Raw genomic sequence first — 18,889 nt, forward strand, 5'->3', positions numbered from 1 at the left:
CGGAGGCGACGGAACCCCTGCTGTGCGTGCGGGACCTGCGGGTGGTGCTGGGCGGCCGGCACATCCTGCACGGGGTGGACCTCGACGTGGCGCCGGCCGGTGTCACCGCGCTCCTCGGCCGCAACGGCGCGGGCAAGACCACCACCGTCCGCGGTGTACTGGGCCTGGTGCCGCGCTCCGGCAGCGTGCGGTTCGGCGGCGAGGAGACGGTCAGGACGGCCACGCACGCGCTGGTCCGCCGGGGCATCGGCTACGCCCCCGAGGACCGCGGGGTGTTCGCCGGGCTGACGGTCGCCGAGAACCTGCGGCTGGCCGAGCGGCCGGGCGCCGGGACCCCCGACTATCCGCTGGTGCACGAACTGTTCCCCGAACTGAAGGCACGGGCACGGCAGTTGGCCGGCACGCTGTCCGGCGGGCAGCAGCAGATGGTGGCCATCGGCCGCACCCTGCTCAACGGCAACCGGCTGATCATCGCCGACGAGCCGACGAAGGGGCTCGCGCCCCGGGTGGTCACCGAGGTGGCCCAGGTCCTGGAACGCGCGGCCGAGGCCGTCCCCGTGCTCCTCGTCGAACAGAACCTCGCCCTGGTGCGACGGCTGGCCACCTCCTGCGTCGTGCTGGCCGACGGCCGCACCGCGCACCGCGGGCCGGCCGCCGAGCTGCTCGCCGACGCGGACGCCACCCGGCGGCTGCTGGGCGTGGGTTCGGCAGAGGCGCTCAGGACGGCGGGCGCGGCGCCGACGGCAGGCTCAGCACGTCCGGCGGCGGGCAGTCCCCGCCCCGACTCCCCGGAAGGAACGACCGTGTCACCGCGACCAGCGGACTCCCCCGCACCCGAGGAGGCGGACGCCTGATGGCCACCGTCGTCCTGCTCGCCGTCACCGGACTCGGGCTGGGTGCCCTGTACTTCCTGGTGGCCTCCGGGCTGTCGCTGATCTTCGGCCTGATGGACGTGCTCAACTTCGCGCACGGCGCGCTGCTGTCCATCGGCGCCTACGGGAGCTGGTGGGCCGCCTCCGGCCACCTGCCGGGCGCCGGCTCCTCCGGCGCGGGTTTCGTGCTGGCGGTCGCCTTCGGCACCGCGGTCGGGACCCTCGCCGCCGTCCTCCTGGAACTGGTGCTGATCCGGCCGCTGTACGAGCGGCCCAGGGAACAGGTGCTGGCCACCGTCGGCGTGGGCCTCGCGGTGCCGGCGCTGCTGTCGGCGATCTGGGGATCCGACGCGCGCACCTTCCCCGGGCCGCACGCGCTGTCCGGCACCTTCGGCCTGCTGGGCGCCCGCATCCCGGTCAACCGGCTGGTGCTGGTGGGCGCCGCGCTCGTGGTGCTCGTCGCGCTGCGGCTGTTCCTCGGCCGCACCCGCCACGGCCTGGTGGTCCGCGCCGGGGTGGAGGACCGGGCGATGGTCACCGCGCTGGGCATCGACGTACGGCGGGCATTCACCCTGGTCTTCGCGATCGGCGGCGCCGCGGCCGCACTGGGCGGCGCGCTCGGCGGGCTGTACTACGGCTCGGTCGACCCGGGGCAGGGCACGTCCCTGCTGATCTTCGCGTTCGTGGTCGTGGTGATGGGCGGTATGGGCTCGGTCGCCGGCGCCGCGCTGGCCGCGGTCGGCGTCGGCCTGGTCCAGCAGTTCGCCAACTACTACACCGCGTCCGGCCTCGGCGACCTCGCCGTGGTCGTGCTGCTCGCCGTTCTGCTGCTGCTGCGGCCGAGCGGCCTCACCGGGAGGCTCGCATGACCACCGCCACTCCGGTCCGCGGGCCGGCCCGCGAAAAGGCGGTGGCGCCGGCCGGTCCCCGCCGCTGGACGCGATGGTGGCCGGCCGTGGTGCTGCTGGTCCTGATCGCCGTCCCCTACAGCGCACTGCCGCTGCCGGGCCTGCTCGACGGGCCGATCGGCTCGGCGGGCAGCCTGCAACTCCTGGCTCTCTGCCTGGTGTTCGGGGCGCTGGCCACCGGCTACGACCTGCTGCTCGGCCGGACCGGCCTGCTGTCGTTCGGGCACGCGCTGTACTTCGCCGCGGGCAGCTACCTCACCGACATCTTCATGGCCGAGTTCGGTCTGCCGTTCGTCCCGTCGGTGCTGCTGGGACTGCTGTCCGGCACCGCCCTGGCCGCGCTGCTCGGGTCGGTGTCGCTGCGGGTGTCCGGCATCGCGTTCTCGATGGTCACACTGGCGTTCGCGCAGGCCGGTTCGCTCCTGGTGGAGCGCGATCCCGGCGGGGTGACCGGCGGGGAGGAGGGCCGGGCGATCCCGGCGGACAAGCTGCCCGCGTCGCTGGCGGGCATCGGCAACACCGCGAACCTGTACTGGATCGCGCTGGCCTATCTGGTGCTGACCCTCGTCGTGGTGCACTGGGCGGTGCGTTCGCCCACCGGCCGGGTGTGGGAGGGCATCAAGGAGAACGAACGCCGTGTCGAGGTACTGGGCCTGCGCCCGTACGGCTTCAAGCTGACCGCGTTCGTCCTGGCCGGGGCGCTGGCGGCGGCGGGCGGAGTGGTGCACCTGCTGCTGACCGGCGGCGCGACCCCGCAGACCACCACGTCCGACTTCACCCTCTCGCTGCTGGTGATGGTGGTGCTGGGCGGTTCGGGTTCGCGCTGGGGGCCGCTGATCGGCGGTGTCGTCTACACCTGGGCCGACCAGCGGCTCGGGGACCTCGCGGGGTCCGGCACGGTCGCCGGGCTGCCGTCGGTGCTGCGGGTGCCGCTGTCGCAGCCGCTGTTCCTGCTGGGCACACTGTTCGTGGTCGTCGTCTATGTGCTGCCCGGCGGCGTGGTCCGGCTCCCCGAACGGCTGCGCACGGCCCGCGTCCGAACGGCACGGGCCCCGGCCGCCTGACCCGCGGCCCGCCCGCACCGGCTCAGCCGGACCCCGACAGCAGGTGCAACCGGAGCGCGAGCTGGAGTTCCAGCGCGCGCTCCGGGTCGTTCCAGCCGGCGCCCAGCAGCGCCTGGATCCGGTCCAGGCGCTGCACGACCGTGTTGACGTGCAGGTGCAGTTCGTCCTTGGTGCGGGTCAGGGTCCCGCCGCAGGCGAAGTACGCGCCGAGGGTGCGGACGAGTTCGGTGCCGCGCCGCGCGTCGTAGTCCAGCAGCGGCCCGAGCGTCGCGGTCACGAACGACTCGACGTCGCGGTCGTTGCCCAGCAGGACGCCCAGGAAGCCGAGTTCGGCGGAGCTGGCGCCGTCGCCGATCCGGCCGAGCGCCTGCAGGGCCCGCAGGCAGCGCACCGCCTCGGCGTGCGCGTCGGCGATCGCCCGCGGACCGGCGGCCGGGCCGCCCGCCGCCACGGTGACGGGCGCGCCGACGAGCGGCGTGAGCTGGGTGACGGCCGCGCGGGCGGCCTCGCCGGGCCGGGTGCCGTCGTGCGGGAGCAGCAGCACGACGGTGCCGGACTGCTCGGCGCTGATGCCGTCGCTGCCGAAGAGGTAGCGGCCCGCCGCGGCGGACAGTTTGTCGTGGTGGGCGGGGGCCGTCTCGGCCACCAGCAGCAGGCAGGGCCGGCCGAGGTCGATCCCCAGCCGGCGGCCGCGGACCACGAGCCCGGCCGGGTCGCGGTCGGGCGCGGTCAGCAGGTCGGCGACCAGCTCGCCGCGCACCCGGTTCTCGGTCTCCGCGACCGAGCGGCTGAGCAGCAGCAGGAGCGCGGTGACCACCCCGGCGCGCTCGAACAGCCGGCGGTCGGAGTCGTCGAGACGGCCGCGTCCGTAGAGCACCAGGCTGCCGAGGAGTTCCTGCCCGGCGAGCACCGCGCAGGTCCAGCGGCTGTCGCGGAAGACCGCGCGGGCCGCGGCGTGCGAGTCGGCGGCGTGCCGGACCAGCGAGACGGTCTCCGGCACGGCCGCGCCGAACGCCTCGCCCCGGCGTCCGACCGCGGCGAGGGTACGGCCCTCGGGGTCGTGGATGGTGATCGGGCCGTCGAGCAGCCCGGCGACGGCGGCGGCCACCTCCGAGAGGTCGCCGCCGCGCAGCACCAGGTCGGTGAGCCGGTCGTGCGCCTCCTCGGCGCGCTGCATGGCCGCGGCGTGCTCGCGGATGACCGCGCCGGCCTCGGCGAGCTCGGTGATGGACTTCGCGGTGTCGATGGCGATCGCGGCGTGCGCGGCCAGCGAGCACAGCAGCGCGACCTCGTCCGGGGTGAACGGGCGGGGTGTGCGGTCGGCGGCGAACAGCACGCCGATGACGTCGCCCTCGGCCCCGCCGCGCGTGGCGCCGGCCGGCCGGGACCCGTCGGCGGCGGTGCCCGCCGCGCGGGGGCCGCCGCGTCCGCCGAGCACCAGCGGCACGCCGAGGATGCCGACCAGGCCCTCGTCCAGCACGCCCTCGTCGATCGAGCCGGTGTGCCGGAACCGCTGGTCGGTGCGGTAGTCGGGGCTGGCGTAGGGCTGGGCGGTCTGGGCGACGAGCCCGCCGAGGCCGTCGCCGTAGCTGAGCCGCAGCGTCTGGAAGAGGGGGGAGACGGAGCCGTCGGTGACCCGCATGTAGGTGTCGCCGGCCTCGTCGTCGCGCAGCGTCAGGTACGCGGTGTCGGTGCCGAGCAGCATGCGGGCCCGGCGGACGATGGACTGCAGGACCGCGTCGAGGTCGCGGAGTGCCGCGAGGTCGCCTGCGGTGTCGAAGAGCGCGGCCAGTTCGGTCTCGCGGCGGCGGTGCTGGCGCAGCACGCGGCGCACCCGCAGCGCGGTGCCGACGGCCTGTTCGAGCTCCGCCAGGTCGGGCGCGGCCGCCCCGGCGGCCCTGGCCTGCACCGCGACGGCCCCGTACTCCTCGGCCGGCGCGTCCTCGGCGATGAGGTCGAGCAGCCGGCGCAGGTAGGGCGCTATCGGCGCGGGAGGTTCTGACATCGGGACCACCGTGCGGGTAGGAACGGGCAGGTGAGGGGCCGCGGTTGCGGCCCCTCACCGGGGGGTGCGTGCGGGTGGGGGACGTCACGCCGGCGAGGCGGGAACCTCCGTGGACGCAGAGACTACCGAGGAGGACCCGGCTTCGTCGTCGGCCGGATCACGCAGGCTGGTGAGGTTCCGGCCGCGGGTCTCGCGGGCGAAGAGCAGCGCCACGACGGTGACGACCGCCGCGAGCGAGACGTAGACCGACACCGGGGTCGCGTCGCCGTACGACTTGAGCAGCGCCACCGCGATGAGCGGGGCGGGCGCGCCGGCGGCGACCGACGCGAACTGCGCGCCGAAGGACGCCCCGGAGTACCGCATGCGGGTCGCGAACAGTTCGGAGAAGAAGGCGGCCTGCGGGGCGTACATCGCGCTGTGGAAGACCAGCCCGACGGTCACGGCCAGCACCAGGGACGGGAAGTCCCTGGTGTCGAGAAGGGTGAAGAACGCCCAGGCCCAGGCGCCGGTGCCGACGGCGCCCACCAGGTACACCGGCTTGCGGCCGACCCGGTCGGAGAGCGCGCCGAACAGCGGGATCAGGCAGAACTGGATGCCGGAGCCGATCAGCACCGCGTTGAGCGCGGTCTGCTTGCCGATGTGGAGGTGGTCGACGCAGTAGGCGAGGACGAAGGTGGTGATGACGTAGTACGAGATGTTCTCCGCCATCCGGGCGCCCATGGCGACGAGCACGTCCCGCCAGTGGTCGCGCAGCACCGCGAGCCCGGGCAGCCGGTCCACGACGCCCTCCCGCTCGCGCTCCTCCGCCTTGCGCTCCTCGGACTTGGCCAGCGCGTCCTGGAAGAGCGGGGACTCGTCGACGGACAGCCGGATCCACAGGCCGATGCCGACCAGCACCGCGGAGAACAGGAACGGGATGCGCCAGCCCCAGGCGGTGAAGGTCGCGTCGCTCTGCACGGTCGTCATCAGGGACAGCACACCGACGGCGATGAGGTTGCCGGCTGGTGCGCCGCCCTGCGGCCAGGAGGCCCAGAAGCCGCGCCTGCGGGCGTCGCCGTGCTCGGAGACCAGCAGGACGGCGCCGCCCCACTCGCCGCCCAGCGCGAAGCCCTGGATGACGCGCAGCGTGGTGAGCAGCACCGGCGCGCTCACGCCGATGCTCGCGTAGCTGGGCACGCAGCCGATCAGCGTGGTCGCGCCACCCATCATCAGCAGGCTGAGCACCAGCAGCTTCTTGCGGCCGATGCGGTCGCCGAAGTGACCGAAGACCATGGCGCCGACGGGCCGCGCGGCGAAGCCGATGGCATAGGTGAGGAACGACAGCAGTGTGCCGGTCAGCGGGTCGGAGTGGGGGAAGAAGACCTTGCCGAAGACGAGCGCCGCGGCCGAGCCGTAGAGGAAGTAGTCGTACCACTCGACGGTGGTGCCGATCAGGCTGGCCGCGACGACACGGCGCAGATCGGCGGGGCGGGTGGGGGCCGGGCCGGAGGCGGCCGGCGGCTGAGCGGGCGGGGGGCCGTTCACGCCGGTGTGAGGGGCCATGGTGTCACCGTTCTCGGAGGGAGGGAGCGGGGGGACGGGCGTGGGGGGATGCCGTGCGCCGGCGGGCCTGGGGACGGCACGCCGGCGGCGGCGGTCAGTGAGCGGTCCAGCCGCCGTCGACGGGCAGCGAGGCGCCGGTGATGTAGCCGGTGTGCGGCGAGCAGAGCCACAGCGCGGCGGCGGCCACCTCGGCGGGTTCGATGAGCCGCTTGATGGCGGTCCGGTCGAGCATCACGCTGGCCACCACCTCGGACTCGGGGATGCCGTGGTGGGCGGCCTGTCCGGCGATCTGGTCCTCGACCAGCGGGGTGCGCACGTACCCGGGGTTGATGCAGTTGCTGGTCACACCGTGTTCGGCGCCCTCCAGGGCGACGGTCTTGCTCAGCCCTTCGAGCCCGTGCTTGGCCACGATGTAGGCGGACTTGTACGGGCTGGCCCGCAGGCCGTGCACCGAGGAGATGTTGACCACCCGTCCCCAGCCCTGGGCGTACATGTGGGGCAGGGTGCGGCGCAGGATCCGGAACGGCGCCTCGACCATCACCCGCTGGATCAGCGCGAAGCGCTCCGGCGGGAACTCGTGGACCGGGGCGACGTGCTGCAGCCCGGCGTTGTTGACGACGATGTCCGCGTCGTCCGGCAGCGCGTCGACGGCGCCGGGGTCGGACAGGTCGGTGACCAGGCAGGTGCCGCCGATCTCGGCGGCGACCTCCTTGGCGGCGTCCGCGGCCCGGTCCACCACGTAGACGGCCGCGCCGGCCTGCGCGAAGGCCACCGCGCACGCCCGGCCGATCCCGCTGGCGGCACCGGTGATCAGTGCCGTCCGCCCGGCCAGGAAGCGCGCGCCGCCGGGGCCGTCCGCGGTGGCCCCGCCGGAACCGGGGCTGTGAGTGCTCTCCATGGCCGCCACGCTAGGAACGTTGCGGGACCGCGCACACGTGGGCGGTGGCCATACTTCCCGGTGGAGGCATGGTGGCGTGCGCCATGTCGCGGCGGCCGTGCGCCGGGCCACGCGGGCGCGGAGGCGGCGCGGCAGGGCACTCCCACCGCGGGGCCGGTGCCGCAATGGCGGCGGGCGCCACTTGACCGGCGCCGAGGTGGGGGTCCGTCACGTGTCCGGCCTCGCGCGCCGGTTCTAGCGTCCACGCCAGCCGGACGACCGGATCCCCCCATGGAGCCGACCATGCCACTGACCCCCCTTCCCTCCGCCACCCCCCACTCCCCCGCCCCCACGCCCTCCGCCCGGCGCCCGCGGCGCCACCCCGCCCTGGCCGCGGTGCTGTCCGTCCTCGCGCTCCTGGCGGCCGGACTGGGCGTCCTCGCCGCGGCGGCGCCGGCCGGTGCCGCCGGCCTGACCCAGGTGACGTCCTTCGGGTCCAACCCGGGCAACCTCGCCATGTACGAGTACGCGCCGGCCGGTCTGCCGTCCGGCGCGCCCCTGGTCGTCGCGATGCACGGCTGCACACAGAGCGCGAGCGACTACTTCACCCACTCGGGCTGGCAGAAGTACGCCGACCTGTGGGGCTTCGCGCTGGTCTTCCCGCAGACGAGCTCGGCCAACAACTCGCTGTCCTGCTTCAGCTGGTTCGACTCCACCAAGGACACCCGGGGCAAGGGCGAGGCCGCCTCGGTGCTGTCGATGGTGTCGTCGGCCGAGTCCCAGTACCACTCGGACACCCACCGGGTGTACGTCACCGGCCTGTCGGCGGGCGGCGGCATGACGGCCGACCTTCTCGCCGACTACCCGGACGCCTTCGCCGGCGGCGCGGTCGACTCGGGGCTCCCCGCGCAGTGCGCCGCCACCCAGACCGCCGCCTCCCAGTGCCAGTACGGCAGCATGAACCTCACGCCCGCGCAGTGGGGTGACAAGGTCCGCTCGTCCGACTCCGGTTACTCCGGGCCGTGGCCGCGCGTCGCCATCTGGCAGGGCACCTCCGACACCACCGTCCAGCCGGTCAACGCCACGGAGCTGCGCGACCAGTGGACCAACGTGTGGGGCATCGGCCAGACCGCGTCGGGCACGCAGTCGCTGCCGGGCGGCACCACCCTGAGCGTCTACAACGACCCGCAGGGCAAGCCGGCCGTCGAGCTGTACCAGATCTCCGGGATGAACCACGGGCTGGCGGTGGACCCGGGATCGGGCACCGAGCAGTGCGGCAGCACCGGCAGCTACTACATCGACACCATCTGCTCCAGCTACTACACGGCGCGTTTCTGGGGTCTGGACGGCTCGGGCGGCGGTGGCGGCGGCACGGGCACGCTGCCCGCGCCGACGGGCCTGACGGTGACCGGCACCACCTCCACCTCGGCCTCGCTGAGCTGGGGCGCGGTGAGCGGCGCCGCCTCGTACACGGTGTACCGCAACGGCACCGCGGCCGGCTCGGTGACGGGCACGACGTTCACCGACAGCGGGCTCACGGCCGGGACGTCCTATACCTACACCGTCGCCGCCGTCGACTCCTCGGGCACGGCCGGCCCGGCGTCGGGCGCGGTGACCGCGACGACCACCGGCGGCGGTGGCGGCGGCAGCGGGGCGTGCTTCACCGACAACAACTACAACCAGGTGGCGGCCGGGCGCGCCCACCAGAGCGGCGGCTACGTCTACGCCGACGGCTCGAACCAGGCGATGGGCCTGTGGAACGTCTTCACCGTGCACACGCTCAAGCAGACCGGGACGGACTTCTACGTGATCGCCGACGGCACCTGCTGACCGGGCGCGGCCGCGACCACCCCCACGGTCGCGGCCGGCGCCGCCTCACGGCCGCCGGGCCAGCACCAGCCGGCAGCGCGGGCTGCCGTCGGCCCGGCGGCCGAACTCCGCCAGCGGGACGGACCCGACGGTGAAGCCGGCCCGCCGCAGATCCTCCTGGACCGCGGTGAGCGGGAAGGTGCGGTAGTACATCACGAACGGCGGCCGCCACAGCCGGTTGCGCACCCGCATCCCGGCGTCGAAGCCCGCCAGCGCCCAGTACCAGGGCGAGGTGACCGGCGGCGGCGCGCCGACCGGGAAGGCGAACAGCCCGCCGGGGCGCAGCGCCCGCAGCACCCCGGCGAACAGGTCCGGCCGCTCGGCCGGCAGGAAGTGCCCGAACGCCCCGAAGCTGACCGCGAGATCGAAGGCCGGCCCGAACGGCATCGCCCGCACGTCGGCCTGCACCCAGTCCACCCGGGGGCCGGACGGGTCCGCCGCGGGGGCGTTCCCGCGCGCCGCGGCCATCATCCCGGCGCTGAAGTCGACACCGGTGACACCGGCCTCGCACAGCGGCTCCAGCACCCGCAGGCCCGCGCCCGTCCCGCAGCAGACGTCGAGTCCCCGGCCGAACGGGCCGAGCGGCGCCAGCGCCCCGGCGACCGCGTCCAGGACGCGGTCCGGGGTGCGGAACGGCGTGTGGTCGAACTTCGGCGCCAGCAGGTCGTATCCGTGCTCGACGGACGACAGCGCCTGGACGGCCAGTTCGCGCAGCGAGGGACCTTCGGGTGAGAACACCGGCCCAGGATAGGCGGGCCGCCCCGGTCAGCCGCCGTACCGCCGCTCGCGGGCGGAGTAACTGCGCAGCGCCCGCAGGAAGTCGATCTCCCGGAAGGCCGGCCAGTAGGCGTCGCAGAAGTACAGCTCGGAGTACGCGCTCTGCCACAGCAGGAAGTTGGACATCCGCTGCTCGCCGCTGGTGCGGATGACGAGGTCGGGGTCGGGGCGTCCGGCGGTGTACAGGTGGCGGGCGATGTCGTCGACGTCCAGGGAGGCCGCGAGGTCGGCCAGGGTCTCCCCCGCCTCGGCGCGTTCGGTCATCAGCTCCCGCAGCGCGTCGATCACCTCCTGACGCCCGCCGTAACCGATGGCGAGGGTGACGTGGCAGCCGGTGGCGCAGTCCCGGGTGGCGTCCACGGCCCGCTTCAGGGCGTGCGCGGTGGAGTCGGGCAGCGCGTCGAGGGTGCCGGCGATGTGCACCTGCCACTGCGCGTCGGGCCTGGCCAGCTTGTCGGTGACGACCTGTTCGATCAGACCCATGAGGAAGGTGACCTCGCTGTCGCCGCGGCGCCGGAGGTTCTCGGTGGAGCAGACGAAGACGGTGACGTGCTGGATGCCCAGCGACTCGCACCAGGCCAGCACCTCGTCGACGTGCTCGGCGCCGTACTTGTGGCCCAGGCTCGGGTTGGCCATGCCCATCTGGCGGGCCCAGCGGCGGTTGCCGTCCATGATCAGGCCGACGTGCCGGGGCAGCGCGCCCTCCTGTACCTGACGTCGCAGCCGGCGGGTGTAGACGGCGTACAGAGGGTCGGTGATCCGCATGCCGTACTCCTTTCACCGCCCCCGAGCTTACGGGCCGACGGCCCGCGCGCACGGGAACACGGGCGGATCACGGCCACGCGGGGTACCCGGCCTGCCGCCGGTGCGGGGAAAGGGATTGGGGCGGCAGGCCGGGTGTCTGGTGACGCGGAGTCAGGGCCGCCGGCCGGTGGGCCGGGCCCTTCGGCGCGCAGCGTGGGAGCGCTCCCACAAGGGAAAGTTAGCGCGTGGGAGAGGGCGTGTAAACCTCGGCGCACATCCTCGGGGCGCGGCTGTCGATCCCGGGGGTGCCCGTTCGTGTAGAAGGTGAGACACCGGCGAGCGGCCGGTGGCGGAACCGAGGAGCACCCCATGAAGCAGTACCTGCTGAGCGTGGTCACCCCCACCGGCGGCGAGCCGCCGGCACCCGAGGAGCTCAAGGCGATCATGGCCGACGTCGAGGCGTTCCACGACGAGCTCAAGGCCGCGGGCGCCTGGGTCTTCGCCGGCGGCCTGCACGCGCCGGAGACCGCGACGGTGGTCCAGGTGACCGGCGGCGAGACGGTGATGACGGACGGCCCCTTCATCGAGGGCAAGGAGTACCTCGGCGGCATCTGCATCGTGAAGGCCCCCGACCTGGACGCCGCCCTGGAGTGGGGCCGGAAGGCGGCGACGGCGATCTCCCTGCCGATCGAGGTCCGGTCGTTCGTGCAGGACTGACGCACGAGTTCCCGCAGTGGCCGACCGAGGAACGAGGTCGTCCGCGAAGGGAAGAAGCAGGAAGACCGACCGAAAAGGGAGGCAGGCCTGACGCACGAGTTCCCGCAGTGGCCGACCGAGGAACGAGGTCGTCCGCGAAGGGAAGAAGCAGGAAGGCCGACCGAAAAGGGAGGCAGGACTGACGCAGGAAGGTCGGCCGGCGGAAGGGGACGACGCACGGATGGACGAGCCGCGGGTGGGCGCCCGGGAGGTCGAGCGGGTCTTCCGGGCGGAGTACGGGCGCGCGGTGTCCGTCCTGGTCGGCGTGTTCGGCGACATCGACGTGGCCGAGGAGGCGGTGCAGGACGCGTTCACCGTCGCCGTCGAACGCTGGCCGGCGACCGGCCTGCCGCCCAGCCCGGCCGGCTGGATCATCACCACCGCGCGCAACCGCGCGATCGACCGGCTGCGCCGTGAGGCCACCCGGGACGAACGGCAGGCCCAGGCCGCGGCGTTGCTGGCGGCCCGGGCCGCCGAGGCAAGGGACGGGGAGGACGAGGGCGCCGTGCGGGACGACCGTCTGCGACTGATCTTCACCTGCTGCCACCCGTCGCTGGGCACCGGCGCCCAGGTGGCCCTGACACTGCGGCTGCTGGGCGGCCTGACCACCGCGGAGATCGCGCGGGCGTTCCTGGTGCCCGAGCCGACGATGGCCCAGCGCCTGGTGCGGGCCAAGAACAAGATCCGGCAGGCCGGGATCCCGTACCGGGTGCCGTACGAGAGTGATCTGCCGGACCGGCTGCGGGCGGTGCTGTCCGTCGTCTATCTGATCTTCAACGAGGGCTATGCGGCGAGCTCGGGCGACCGTCTCGTCCGTGAACCGCTGTGCACGGAGGCGATCCGGCTCGGCCGGCTGCTGGTGGAGCTGATGCCGGACGAGCCCGAGGCGCTGGGCCTGCTCGCGCTCATGCTGCTGTCGGACTCCCGGCGGGCCGCCCGGGTCTCCCCCGGTGGCGGCCTGGTGCTGCTCGCCGACCAGGACCGGTCACGCTGGGACGCCGCGCTGGTCGCCGAGGGGCAGGAGCTGGTGCGGCGCTGCCTGCGCCGCGGCCGGCCGGGCCCGTACCAGATCCAGGCGGCGATCAACGCGGTGCACAGCGACGCGCCGTCGGCCGCCGCGACGGACTGGCCGCAGATCGTCGTCCTCTACGACCAGTTGGCGGCGATCACGCCGAGCCCGGTGGTGGCGCTGCACCGGGCCGTCGCGGTCGCCGAGGTCGAGGGACCCGCGGCGGGGCTGGCGCTGGTGGACGCGCTGGGCCCGGAGCTGACGGGCTACCACCTGTCGTATGCGATCCGGGCGGACCTGCTGCGCCGTCTCGGGCGGGACACCGAGGCGGCGGACGCCTACGAGGCGGCGCTGGCGTGTACCGGCAACGCCGCCGAACAGGACTTTCTGCGAGCCAGGAACCGGGAGGCGCGCGGCGGCGGGTGACCCCGGCCCCCTCGCGCCGGCGCGCGTCACCCGCCGCCGCGTTTTTGTTCCCGCTTCCGATGTGCCCTTTCCCGCACCCGAACGAAACGGAATGGGCATTCCAGATGGCTTAGCCTGGAGATGCGGCGGAATCACCGTTCCGTTTCCGGCTTTCCCGAAGGAGTTCCATGGCGTCCGAGACACGGCGCACGCACCATCAGGTCACCTTCGCCGTGCTTGCGGCGAGCGTCACCGCGTACGCCCTGCTGCAGTCCCTGGTCACCCCGGTTCTTCCGACCATCCAGGCCGATCTGCACACCACGCAGAACACCGTGACGTGGGTGCTGACGGCCTATCTGCTGTCCGCCTCGATATTCACCCCGATCATGGGCCGCATCGGCGACATGGTCGGCAAGGAACGTGTCTTCGTCGCCACCTTGGGCGCGCTGGCCGCCGGCTCGCTGCTGGCGGCGCTCGCCGGCAACGTCCAGGTCATGATCATCGCCCGGGTGATCCAGGGCATCGGCGGCGGTGTCCTGCCGCTGGCCTTCGGCATCATCCGCGACGAGTTCCCGCGCGAGAAGCTCAGCGGCGCCATCGGCGCGATCGCCTCGCTCAGCGCGGTCGGCGCCGGGCTGGGCATCGTGCTGGCCGGTCCGATCGTCAACGCGCTGGACTACCACTGGCTGTTCTGGCTGCCGATGATCCTCACCGTCGCCGCGGCCGTGGCGGCCGCGGTCTTCGTCCCGCGCTCCCCCGTGCGCACCCCCGGCCGGATCAGCTGGGCGCCCGCGGTGCTGCTGTCCGCGTGGCTGGTGGCCCTGCTGGTCGCCCTGAGCCAGGCCCCGGTCTGGGGCTGGGGTTCCAGCCGGGTGATCGGGCTCTTCACCGCCGCGGTCGTGCTGGCCGTCGGCTGGGTGGAGATCGAGCGCCGGACGGCGACGCCGCTCATCGACATGTCGATGATGCGCCGCCCCGCGGTGTGGACCAACAACCTGGTGGCGCTGCTCTTCGGCGTGGGGATGTACGCGGTGTTCGCGTTCCTCCCGGAGTTCGTGCAGTCCCCGAAGTCCACCGGCTACGGCTTCGGCGCGAGCATCACGCAGTCCGGGCTGATCCTGCTGCCGATGAGCGTGACCATGTTCGCCGTGGGCCTGTGGTCCAACCGGCTCGCCGTCCGGCTCGGCGGCAAGACCGTGGTCCTGGCGGGCGCGCTGGTCGGCACCGTGTCCATGGCGCTGCTGGCCTTCGCCCACACCCACACCTGGGAGCTGTACGTGGCCACCGCGGTGATGGGCGCCGGCTTCGGCCTGGCCTTCGCCGCCATGTCCAGCCTCATCGTGAGCGCCGTCCCGGCCGAGCAGACCGGTGTCGCCAGCGGCATGAACGCCAACATCCGGACGATCGGCGGCTCGATCGGCGCCGCCCTGATGGCCAGCGTGGTCACCGCGAGCCCCGCGGCCGACGGACTGCCGCGCGAGGCCGGCTACACCCACGGTTTCGCGCTGCTGGGCGCGGCCCTGCTGATCGCCGCCTTCGCCGCGGTGCTCATCCCGGTGACCCACCGGCCGAGCCGCATCGCCGTCTCCGGCGACCCGGAGTACGCCGTGCCGGCCGACGGAGCGGCGACGCCCGCCACCGCCGGGAGTACGGTCGTGGGCGACAGGGCCGAATGAGCAGGACACGGCAGTGACGGCGCGGGCGAGCGGGGCGGGGTCCCGGCGCCCGCGCCGGAACGACCACCGACGAGCGGAGTGACGATGGCAGCCGGCGACACGCAGGCCCGGCCGTTGCGCCGGGACGCGGTGCGCAACCACCAGCTCGTGATGGCGGCCGCACGGGAGGTGCTGTCCGAGTTCGGCACCGACGCGAGCATGGAGCTGATCGCCTCCCGGGCCGGCGTCGGCGTCGGCACGGTCTACCGGCGCTTCCCCAACAAGCAGGCCCTGGTCGACGAGATCGCCGAGGAGATGCTCCGCGAACTCGTCCTGGAGGCACGCGACGCGCTGGCGGTGCCCGACGGCGCCGGGCTCGACGCGTTCATGCGGGTGATCGGCCGCTCCCTCAGCGCCCACCGCGGTTACGCCGACCAGCTCGTCGGCCATTCGAAGACCTCGTGCGTCGAGCAGTTGCGTGACCTGATCACCGAGCTGCTCGGGCAGGCGCGGAAGGCCGGCCGGGTCGCCCCGGAGGTGGAGCTCGGCGACGTGATGGCCCTCATCTGGGGGCTGCGCGGGGTCGTGGAGACCAGCGGCGCGGTCGTGCCCGGCGCGTGGCAGCGCTATCTCGACATCCATCTGGCCGGGCTGCGTGCCCCGGTGACCGCCGCCTCGGGTCCCGCCGTCACCCGGGCCGAGCTCGGTCGCATCAACGGCGCCGGCGGGTCCGGCGCCCCCGGCCACGACGACGCGCGCGGCGCCGGCCCTCGCTAGGGCCGGCGCCGCGCGCACGTTCATCGGTCCCGGCTCCGGCGGAGGGAGGCGTCCCCCGGGCCGCTGCCGGTTCCGGCGGTCAGCCCTGGCGGGCCTTGGAACGGGGGTCCTTGCGGTTGATCACGTAGACCTTGCCGTGCCGCCGGACGATCTGGGCCCCCGGACGGTTCTTCAGGGACCGAAGCGAGTTGCGTACCTTCATCGGGATGCCTTTCTGCTCGTCGCCGACGTGAAGCGGCGGGTACTGCCGGCGCACATCAGTCGCGTCCCGGGAGGGTCGTACTGTTTGTGCAGGCATGACAACCGCGGCACGGTCGCATTCATTCCGGAGTCGTTCCGGCGGGGCGGAGGGGGCAGGCATGAACGCAGACAGGAACGCGGACAGGAACGCGGAGCAACGGGGTCGGCCGGACGGGGAGGACCCGGAGGAGGACGGCCCGGACTTCTCCAGTCCCGGCTTCTCGAGCCCCGACTTCTCCAGCCCGGACTTCGGCGGGCCCGACGGCGGGATCCGCGACTTCGAGGTGCCGGAGTTCACGGTGCCTCCCTTCGAGGGCCCGGACTACGAGGCGGTGGGCGCCGACGACCTGGTCCCCGACGAGGCCGGCTTCTCCAGCCCCGGGTTCAGCAGCCCCGACTTCACCAGCCCCGACGACGTCGACGACGACGGCACCCACGACCACGAGGGCCCGGACGACTGATCCCTCCCCCGCGGCCCGCGGCGGCCGCGTCCCGCCACCCTCAGCCACTTCGATCACCACAGCGCCCCGTGACGCCTGACCGCCGTCCGGGGCGCTGCCGCGTCCGGCATCCGCGGCCCAGCTCGCGAGACCCGCCGCCGAGCCGGCGGGACATCTGGGCGATATACAGGCTGAGGTGTTCAACCTCAGTTGCGCAGTCCAGACTGCATAACGTACGGTGACGACATGAGTGAAACCACGGAGGCCGGCCCCGGACCGGCCGTGTCGGAGTCGGCGGTCCAGGCCGCGCGCGACGTGCGGGTGGTCCTCGGCCGCCTGCGCCGGAGGCTGCGCAAGACGTACGACACCAGCGAGCTCACGCCCTCCCAGCTCTCCGTCCTCAGCCGGCTGGACAAGGACGGCGACGCCTCGGTCAGCGAACTGGCCGCGGCCGAGCAGGTGCGGCACCAGTCCGTGGCCGCCGCGGTGGCGGTCCTGGAGGAGCGCGGGCTCGTCGCCCGGCGTCCGGACCCCGACGACGGCCGCCGCCAGGTGGTCTCCGTCGCCGATCCCGGTCGCGCCTTCCTCGCAGACACCCGCCGCGCCGGAGAGGGGTGGCTCACCCGCGTGCTGGAGGAGCACCTCACCGAAGAGGAGCGCGGGACCGTGATCGAGGCGATGGCGCTGCTCGACCGGGTCGCGAAGTCGTGAACGTGAAGCCGACGCGCCTGACCCGCCTCATACACCGCGCCCAGCCCGGCCGCGGCGAGCGCCCGGGCGACTCCTTCGACCGGCGGCTGCTCGCGCCGATGATGCTCGGGTCGGTCCTCAACCCGGTCAACTCCTCGATCATCTCGGTGTCACTGGTGCCGATCGGCGCCGCTTTCGGTGCGCCGCCGTCCAGCACCGCCTGGCTGATCTCCGCCCTGTACCTCGCCACGGCCATCGGGCAGCCGGTCGTCGGCCGGCTGATCGACCTCTTCGGCCCGCGGCGGCTGTTCCTCGCCGGGACCGCGCTGACCGGCGTCGCCGGGATCGTCGGCACCCTGGCCCCGAACCTGGGCGTGCTCGTCGTCGCCCGGGTGCTGCTCGGCTTCGGCACCTGCGCCGGCTATCCAGCCGCCATGTACCTCATCCGCAGCGAGGCCGGACGCACCGGCAACGACAGCCCGGCCGGCGTGCTCACCGCCCTCGCCGTCACCACGCAGACCATCGCCGTGATCGGCCCCAGCCTCGGCGGACTGCTCATCGGCCTGGGCGGCTGGCGGGCCACGCTCGCCGTCAACATCCCGCTCGCGGCGGCCGGGATCCTGCTCGGCCTGACCCGCCTGCCCGCGACCACCCCCGGCGCCGGCGCCGAAGGACAGCGGCGGCTGTCCGGCCTGGACCTGCCGGGCATGGCGCTGTTCGCGGTGCCGCTGATCAGCCTGCTGCTCTTCCTGATGGAACCGGCAGCCGGTCACTGGTACCTGCTGCTCGCCACGGCCGCCGTCGGGAGCGCCTTCGCGTGGCGCGAACTGCGGGTCGCCGAGCCGTTCATCGATCTGCGGGTGCTGAGCGGCAACCTGCCGCTGCTCGCCACCTACGGCCGCGGCCTGCTCGCCTACGTGGTGTCGTACGCCTTCCTCTACGGCTACACCCAGTGGATGGAGGAGGGCCGCGGCCTGTCGGCGTCGCAGACCGGACTCGCCCAGCTCCCGCTGTTCGCGACGGCCATCTTGGTGTCCACCGTGACCGGGCGGCGGCGCGGCGTCCGGGGCAAGTTCCTGGTCGGCGCCGTCGGCCAGATCGCCGGCTGCGCGCTGCTGCTCCTGCTGCACTCCGGCAGCAGCGTCTGGATGCTCGCACTCGTGGCCGTCGTCTTCGGTGTCCCGCAGGGCCTGAACAGCCTGGCCTTGCAGAACGCCGTGTTCCACCAGGCCGACCCCGAACGCATGGGCTCCTCCGCCGGGTTGCTGCGCACCTTCGGCTACCTCGGCGCGATCGTCGCCTCGGCGGCGAGCGGCGCGTTCTTCCAGCAGCGCGCGGACACCGGCGGGCTGCACCACCTGGCGTGGTTCCTGGTCGCGACGGCCGTGCTCTTCCTGGTGGTGACCGTCCTGGACCGCTCACTGGGCCGCGTCGGCGCGGCCGAGCCGGACGCCGGCGAACGACCCGCGGCCCGTACCGGCGGGCGGTGAGCCGGGCTTTCCCCTCGCCTCCCCGCCGGACGGTGACCGCCCGCGTGCCCGTGCCGGCGCCCGTCTTCCCCTGACAGCCCGCTTCCCCCGATCATCCGCTTCCCCCGATCATCCGCTTTCCCTGGAGGCCTCCGCCTCCGGCTCCGCCGTGGTGACCGCGCCGCGGCGGCCCGCTCCACGACCCCTGAGAGGTTCAGCAGCATGACCAAGTCCGCCCTGCTCGTGATGGACGTCCAGCAGAACATCGTCGGGCGTGTGCCCGACCCCGACTACGTGCCGCGGGTCGCCCGGGCGGTAGCGGCCGCGCGCCGGGCCGGCGTCCCCGTGATGTACGTGGTCGTCGGGTTCCGCGCCGGGCACCCCGAGGCCAACCCGGCCAACAAGACCTTCGGCGCCCTGCCGCCCGGGGCGTTCACCCCCGACGACGAGGGCGCGGCCGTCCACCCCGGCGTGGCGCCGGAGAAGGACGAGGTCGTGGTGGTGAAGAAGCGGGTGAGCGCGTTCGCCGGCAGCGATCTGGAGCTCCTGCTGCGTTCGGGCGGAATCGGCCACCTGGTGCTGGCCGGCATCGCCACCAGCGGCGTCGTGCTGTCGACGGTGCGTCAGGCCGCCGACCTCGACTTCGGGCTCACCGTCCTGTCGGACGGCTGCGCCGACGCGGACCCGGAGAACCACCGGCTCCTGACCGAGAAGATCTTCCCCCGTCAGGCCGAGGTCACCACCATCGACGACTGGGCCGCGTCCCTGGCCTGACGCCCTGTGCCGCGCC

Annotated in this window: 18 protein-coding genes; 12 read left to right on the plus strand and 6 right to left on the minus strand. The window is 73.7% G+C overall.

The window, feature by feature from the left end:
- The first annotated feature begins 26 nt into the window (after positions 1-26).
- Genes K7862_RS17305 through K7862_RS17315 form a run of 3 tightly spaced genes read left to right on the plus strand, consistent with a single transcriptional unit; the run spans position 27 to position 2,844 of the window.
- Entirely contained in the window at positions 27-854 is an 828-nt protein-coding gene (locus K7862_RS17305; protein WP_222963565.1) for an ABC transporter ATP-binding protein, read from the plus strand.
- The gene (locus tag K7862_RS17310; RefSeq protein WP_222963508.1) at positions 854-1,741 is read left to right on the plus strand and encodes a branched-chain amino acid ABC transporter permease; all 888 of its coding nucleotides are present in this window, start codon (positions 854-856) and stop codon (positions 1,739-1,741) included. The genes K7862_RS17305 and K7862_RS17310 overlap by 1 nt, the downstream gene beginning before the upstream one ends.
- Positions 1,738-2,844, plus strand: coding sequence for a branched-chain amino acid ABC transporter permease (locus K7862_RS17315; protein WP_222963509.1), 1,107 nt, complete (start codon positions 1,738-1,740; stop codon positions 2,842-2,844). The genes K7862_RS17310 and K7862_RS17315 overlap by 4 nt, the downstream gene beginning before the upstream one ends.
- Before the next feature lie 22 nt (positions 2,845-2,866).
- Here the strand turns inward: K7862_RS17315 and K7862_RS17320 are convergent, their stop codons facing one another.
- The 3 genes from K7862_RS17320 to K7862_RS17330 all read right to left on the minus strand — a co-directional run bounded on the left by K7862_RS17320 (position 2,867) and on the right by K7862_RS17330 (position 7,289).
- Complete coding sequence (locus K7862_RS17320; protein WP_222963510.1) at positions 2,867-4,849, minus strand: helix-turn-helix domain-containing protein; 1,983 nt, start codon at positions 4,847-4,849, stop codon at positions 2,867-2,869.
- Positions 4,850-4,933: 84 nt separating this feature from the next.
- On the minus strand, positions 4,934-6,391 hold the full coding sequence (locus K7862_RS17325; protein WP_222963511.1) for an MFS transporter: 1,458 nt from the start codon (positions 6,389-6,391) through the stop codon (positions 4,934-4,936).
- Between the two features lie 94 nt (positions 6,392-6,485).
- A complete protein-coding gene (locus K7862_RS17330; protein WP_222963512.1) occupies positions 6,486-7,289 on the minus strand; it encodes a 3-hydroxybutyrate dehydrogenase in 804 nt (267 codons plus the stop codon).
- A gap of 282 nt (positions 7,290-7,571) precedes the next feature.
- Here K7862_RS17330 and K7862_RS17335 point away from each other — a divergent pair, with 282 nt between their 5' ends.
- Positions 7,572-9,098: an extracellular catalytic domain type 1 short-chain-length polyhydroxyalkanoate depolymerase gene (locus K7862_RS17335; protein ID WP_262413311.1), complete on the plus strand. Its 1,527-nt coding sequence runs from the start codon at positions 7,572-7,574 to the stop codon at positions 9,096-9,098.
- A gap of 45 nt (positions 9,099-9,143) precedes the next feature.
- Here K7862_RS17335 and K7862_RS17340 read toward each other — a convergent pair whose 3' ends face one another.
- Together K7862_RS17340 and uppS are read right to left on the minus strand one after the other, a co-directional pair.
- Positions 9,144-9,875, minus strand: a complete 732-nt coding sequence (locus K7862_RS17340; protein WP_222963514.1) for a class I SAM-dependent methyltransferase — start codon at positions 9,873-9,875, stop codon at positions 9,144-9,146.
- A 27-nt stretch (positions 9,876-9,902) separates the two neighbouring features.
- Positions 9,903-10,679, minus strand: coding sequence for a polyprenyl diphosphate synthase (gene uppS / locus K7862_RS17345; protein ID WP_222963515.1), 777 nt, complete (start codon positions 10,677-10,679; stop codon positions 9,903-9,905).
- 348 nt (positions 10,680-11,027) lie between these two features.
- On the opposite strand from uppS, the gene K7862_RS17350 reads away from it, so the two are divergent.
- The 4 genes from K7862_RS17350 to K7862_RS17365 all read left to right on the plus strand — a co-directional run bounded on the left by K7862_RS17350 (position 11,028) and on the right by K7862_RS17365 (position 15,260).
- Positions 11,028-11,375 (plus strand): YciI family protein, encoded by a 348-nt coding sequence (locus tag K7862_RS17350; protein WP_222963516.1) that lies wholly within the window; start codon positions 11,028-11,030, stop codon positions 11,373-11,375.
- Positions 11,376-11,595: 220 nt separating this feature from the next.
- Complete coding sequence (locus K7862_RS17355) at positions 11,596-12,849, plus strand: RNA polymerase sigma factor (RefSeq protein ID WP_222963517.1); 1,254 nt, start codon at positions 11,596-11,598, stop codon at positions 12,847-12,849.
- 167 nt (positions 12,850-13,016) lie between these two features.
- On the plus strand, positions 13,017-14,504 hold the full coding sequence (locus K7862_RS17360) for an MFS transporter (RefSeq protein ID WP_222963518.1): 1,488 nt from the start codon (positions 13,017-13,019) through the stop codon (positions 14,502-14,504).
- A gap of 84 nt (positions 14,505-14,588) precedes the next feature.
- Positions 14,589-15,260: a TetR/AcrR family transcriptional regulator gene (locus K7862_RS17365; protein ID WP_222963519.1), complete on the plus strand. Its 672-nt coding sequence runs from the start codon at positions 14,589-14,591 to the stop codon at positions 15,258-15,260.
- Between the two features lie 79 nt (positions 15,261-15,339).
- Here the strand turns inward: K7862_RS17365 and ykgO are convergent, their stop codons facing one another.
- Entirely contained in the window at positions 15,340-15,462 is a 123-nt protein-coding gene (ykgO, locus tag K7862_RS17370) for a type B 50S ribosomal protein L36 (RefSeq protein WP_222963520.1), read from the minus strand.
- 157 nt (positions 15,463-15,619) lie between these two features.
- On the opposite strand from ykgO, the gene K7862_RS17375 reads away from it, so the two are divergent.
- From K7862_RS17375 to K7862_RS17390, 4 genes are all read left to right on the plus strand, one after another.
- On the plus strand, positions 15,620-15,961 hold the full coding sequence (locus K7862_RS17375; RefSeq protein ID WP_222963521.1) for a hypothetical protein: 342 nt from the start codon (positions 15,620-15,622) through the stop codon (positions 15,959-15,961).
- 225 nt (positions 15,962-16,186) lie between these two features.
- A complete protein-coding gene (locus K7862_RS17380) occupies positions 16,187-16,651 on the plus strand; it encodes a MarR family winged helix-turn-helix transcriptional regulator (protein WP_222963522.1) in 465 nt (154 codons plus the stop codon).
- Between the two features lie 98 nt (positions 16,652-16,749).
- Positions 16,750-18,120: an MFS transporter gene (locus K7862_RS17385; protein ID WP_222963566.1), complete on the plus strand. Its 1,371-nt coding sequence runs from the start codon at positions 16,750-16,752 to the stop codon at positions 18,118-18,120.
- A 201-nt stretch (positions 18,121-18,321) separates the two neighbouring features.
- Positions 18,322-18,873 (plus strand): cysteine hydrolase family protein, encoded by a 552-nt coding sequence (locus K7862_RS17390; RefSeq protein WP_222963523.1) that lies wholly within the window; start codon positions 18,322-18,324, stop codon positions 18,871-18,873.
- Positions 18,874-18,889: the final 16 nt, after the last annotated feature.

The sequence above is a fragment of the Actinacidiphila acidipaludis genome, from assembly GCF_019890725.1.
Taxonomy (GTDB): domain Bacteria; phylum Actinomycetota; class Actinomycetes; order Streptomycetales; family Streptomycetaceae; genus Actinacidiphila; species Actinacidiphila acidipaludis.

Bases quoted from the DNA above. Each gene is read 5' to 3' on its own strand.
- K7862_RS17310 (WP_222963508.1), top strand. From the start codon at position 854: ATGGCCACCGTCGTCCTGCTCGCCGTCACCGGACTCGGGCTGGGTGCC.
- K7862_RS17315 (WP_222963509.1), top strand. From the start codon at position 1,738: ATGACCACCGCCACTCCGGTCCGCGGGCCGGCCCGCGAAAAGGCGGTG.
- K7862_RS17320 (WP_222963510.1), bottom strand. From the start codon at position 4,849: ATGTCAGAACCTCCCGCGCCGATAGCGCCCTACCTGCGCCGGCTGCTC.
- K7862_RS17325 (WP_222963511.1), bottom strand. From the start codon at position 6,391: ATGGCCCCTCACACCGGCGTGAACGGCCCCCCGCCCGCTCAGCCGCCG.
- K7862_RS17330 (WP_222963512.1), bottom strand. From the start codon at position 7,289: ATGGAGAGCACTCACAGCCCCGGTTCCGGCGGGGCCACCGCGGACGGC.
- K7862_RS17335 (WP_262413311.1), top strand. From the start codon at position 7,572: ATGCCACTGACCCCCCTTCCCTCCGCCACCCCCCACTCCCCCGCCCCC.
- uppS (WP_222963515.1), bottom strand. From the start codon at position 10,679: ATGCGGATCACCGACCCTCTGTACGCCGTCTACACCCGCCGGCTGCGA.
- K7862_RS17350 (WP_222963516.1), top strand. From the start codon at position 11,028: ATGAAGCAGTACCTGCTGAGCGTGGTCACCCCCACCGGCGGCGAGCCG.
- K7862_RS17355 (WP_222963517.1), top strand. From the start codon at position 11,596: ATGGACGAGCCGCGGGTGGGCGCCCGGGAGGTCGAGCGGGTCTTCCGG.
- K7862_RS17360 (WP_222963518.1), top strand. From the start codon at position 13,017: ATGGCGTCCGAGACACGGCGCACGCACCATCAGGTCACCTTCGCCGTG.
- K7862_RS17365 (WP_222963519.1), top strand. From the start codon at position 14,589: ATGGCAGCCGGCGACACGCAGGCCCGGCCGTTGCGCCGGGACGCGGTG.
- ykgO (WP_222963520.1), bottom strand. From the start codon at position 15,462: ATGAAGGTACGCAACTCGCTTCGGTCCCTGAAGAACCGTCCGGGGGCC.
- K7862_RS17375 (WP_222963521.1), top strand. From the start codon at position 15,620: ATGAACGCAGACAGGAACGCGGACAGGAACGCGGAGCAACGGGGTCGG.
- K7862_RS17380 (WP_222963522.1), top strand. From the start codon at position 16,187: ATGAGTGAAACCACGGAGGCCGGCCCCGGACCGGCCGTGTCGGAGTCG.
- K7862_RS17385 (WP_222963566.1), top strand. From the start codon at position 16,750: ATGATGCTCGGGTCGGTCCTCAACCCGGTCAACTCCTCGATCATCTCG.
- K7862_RS17390 (WP_222963523.1), top strand. From the start codon at position 18,322: ATGACCAAGTCCGCCCTGCTCGTGATGGACGTCCAGCAGAACATCGTC.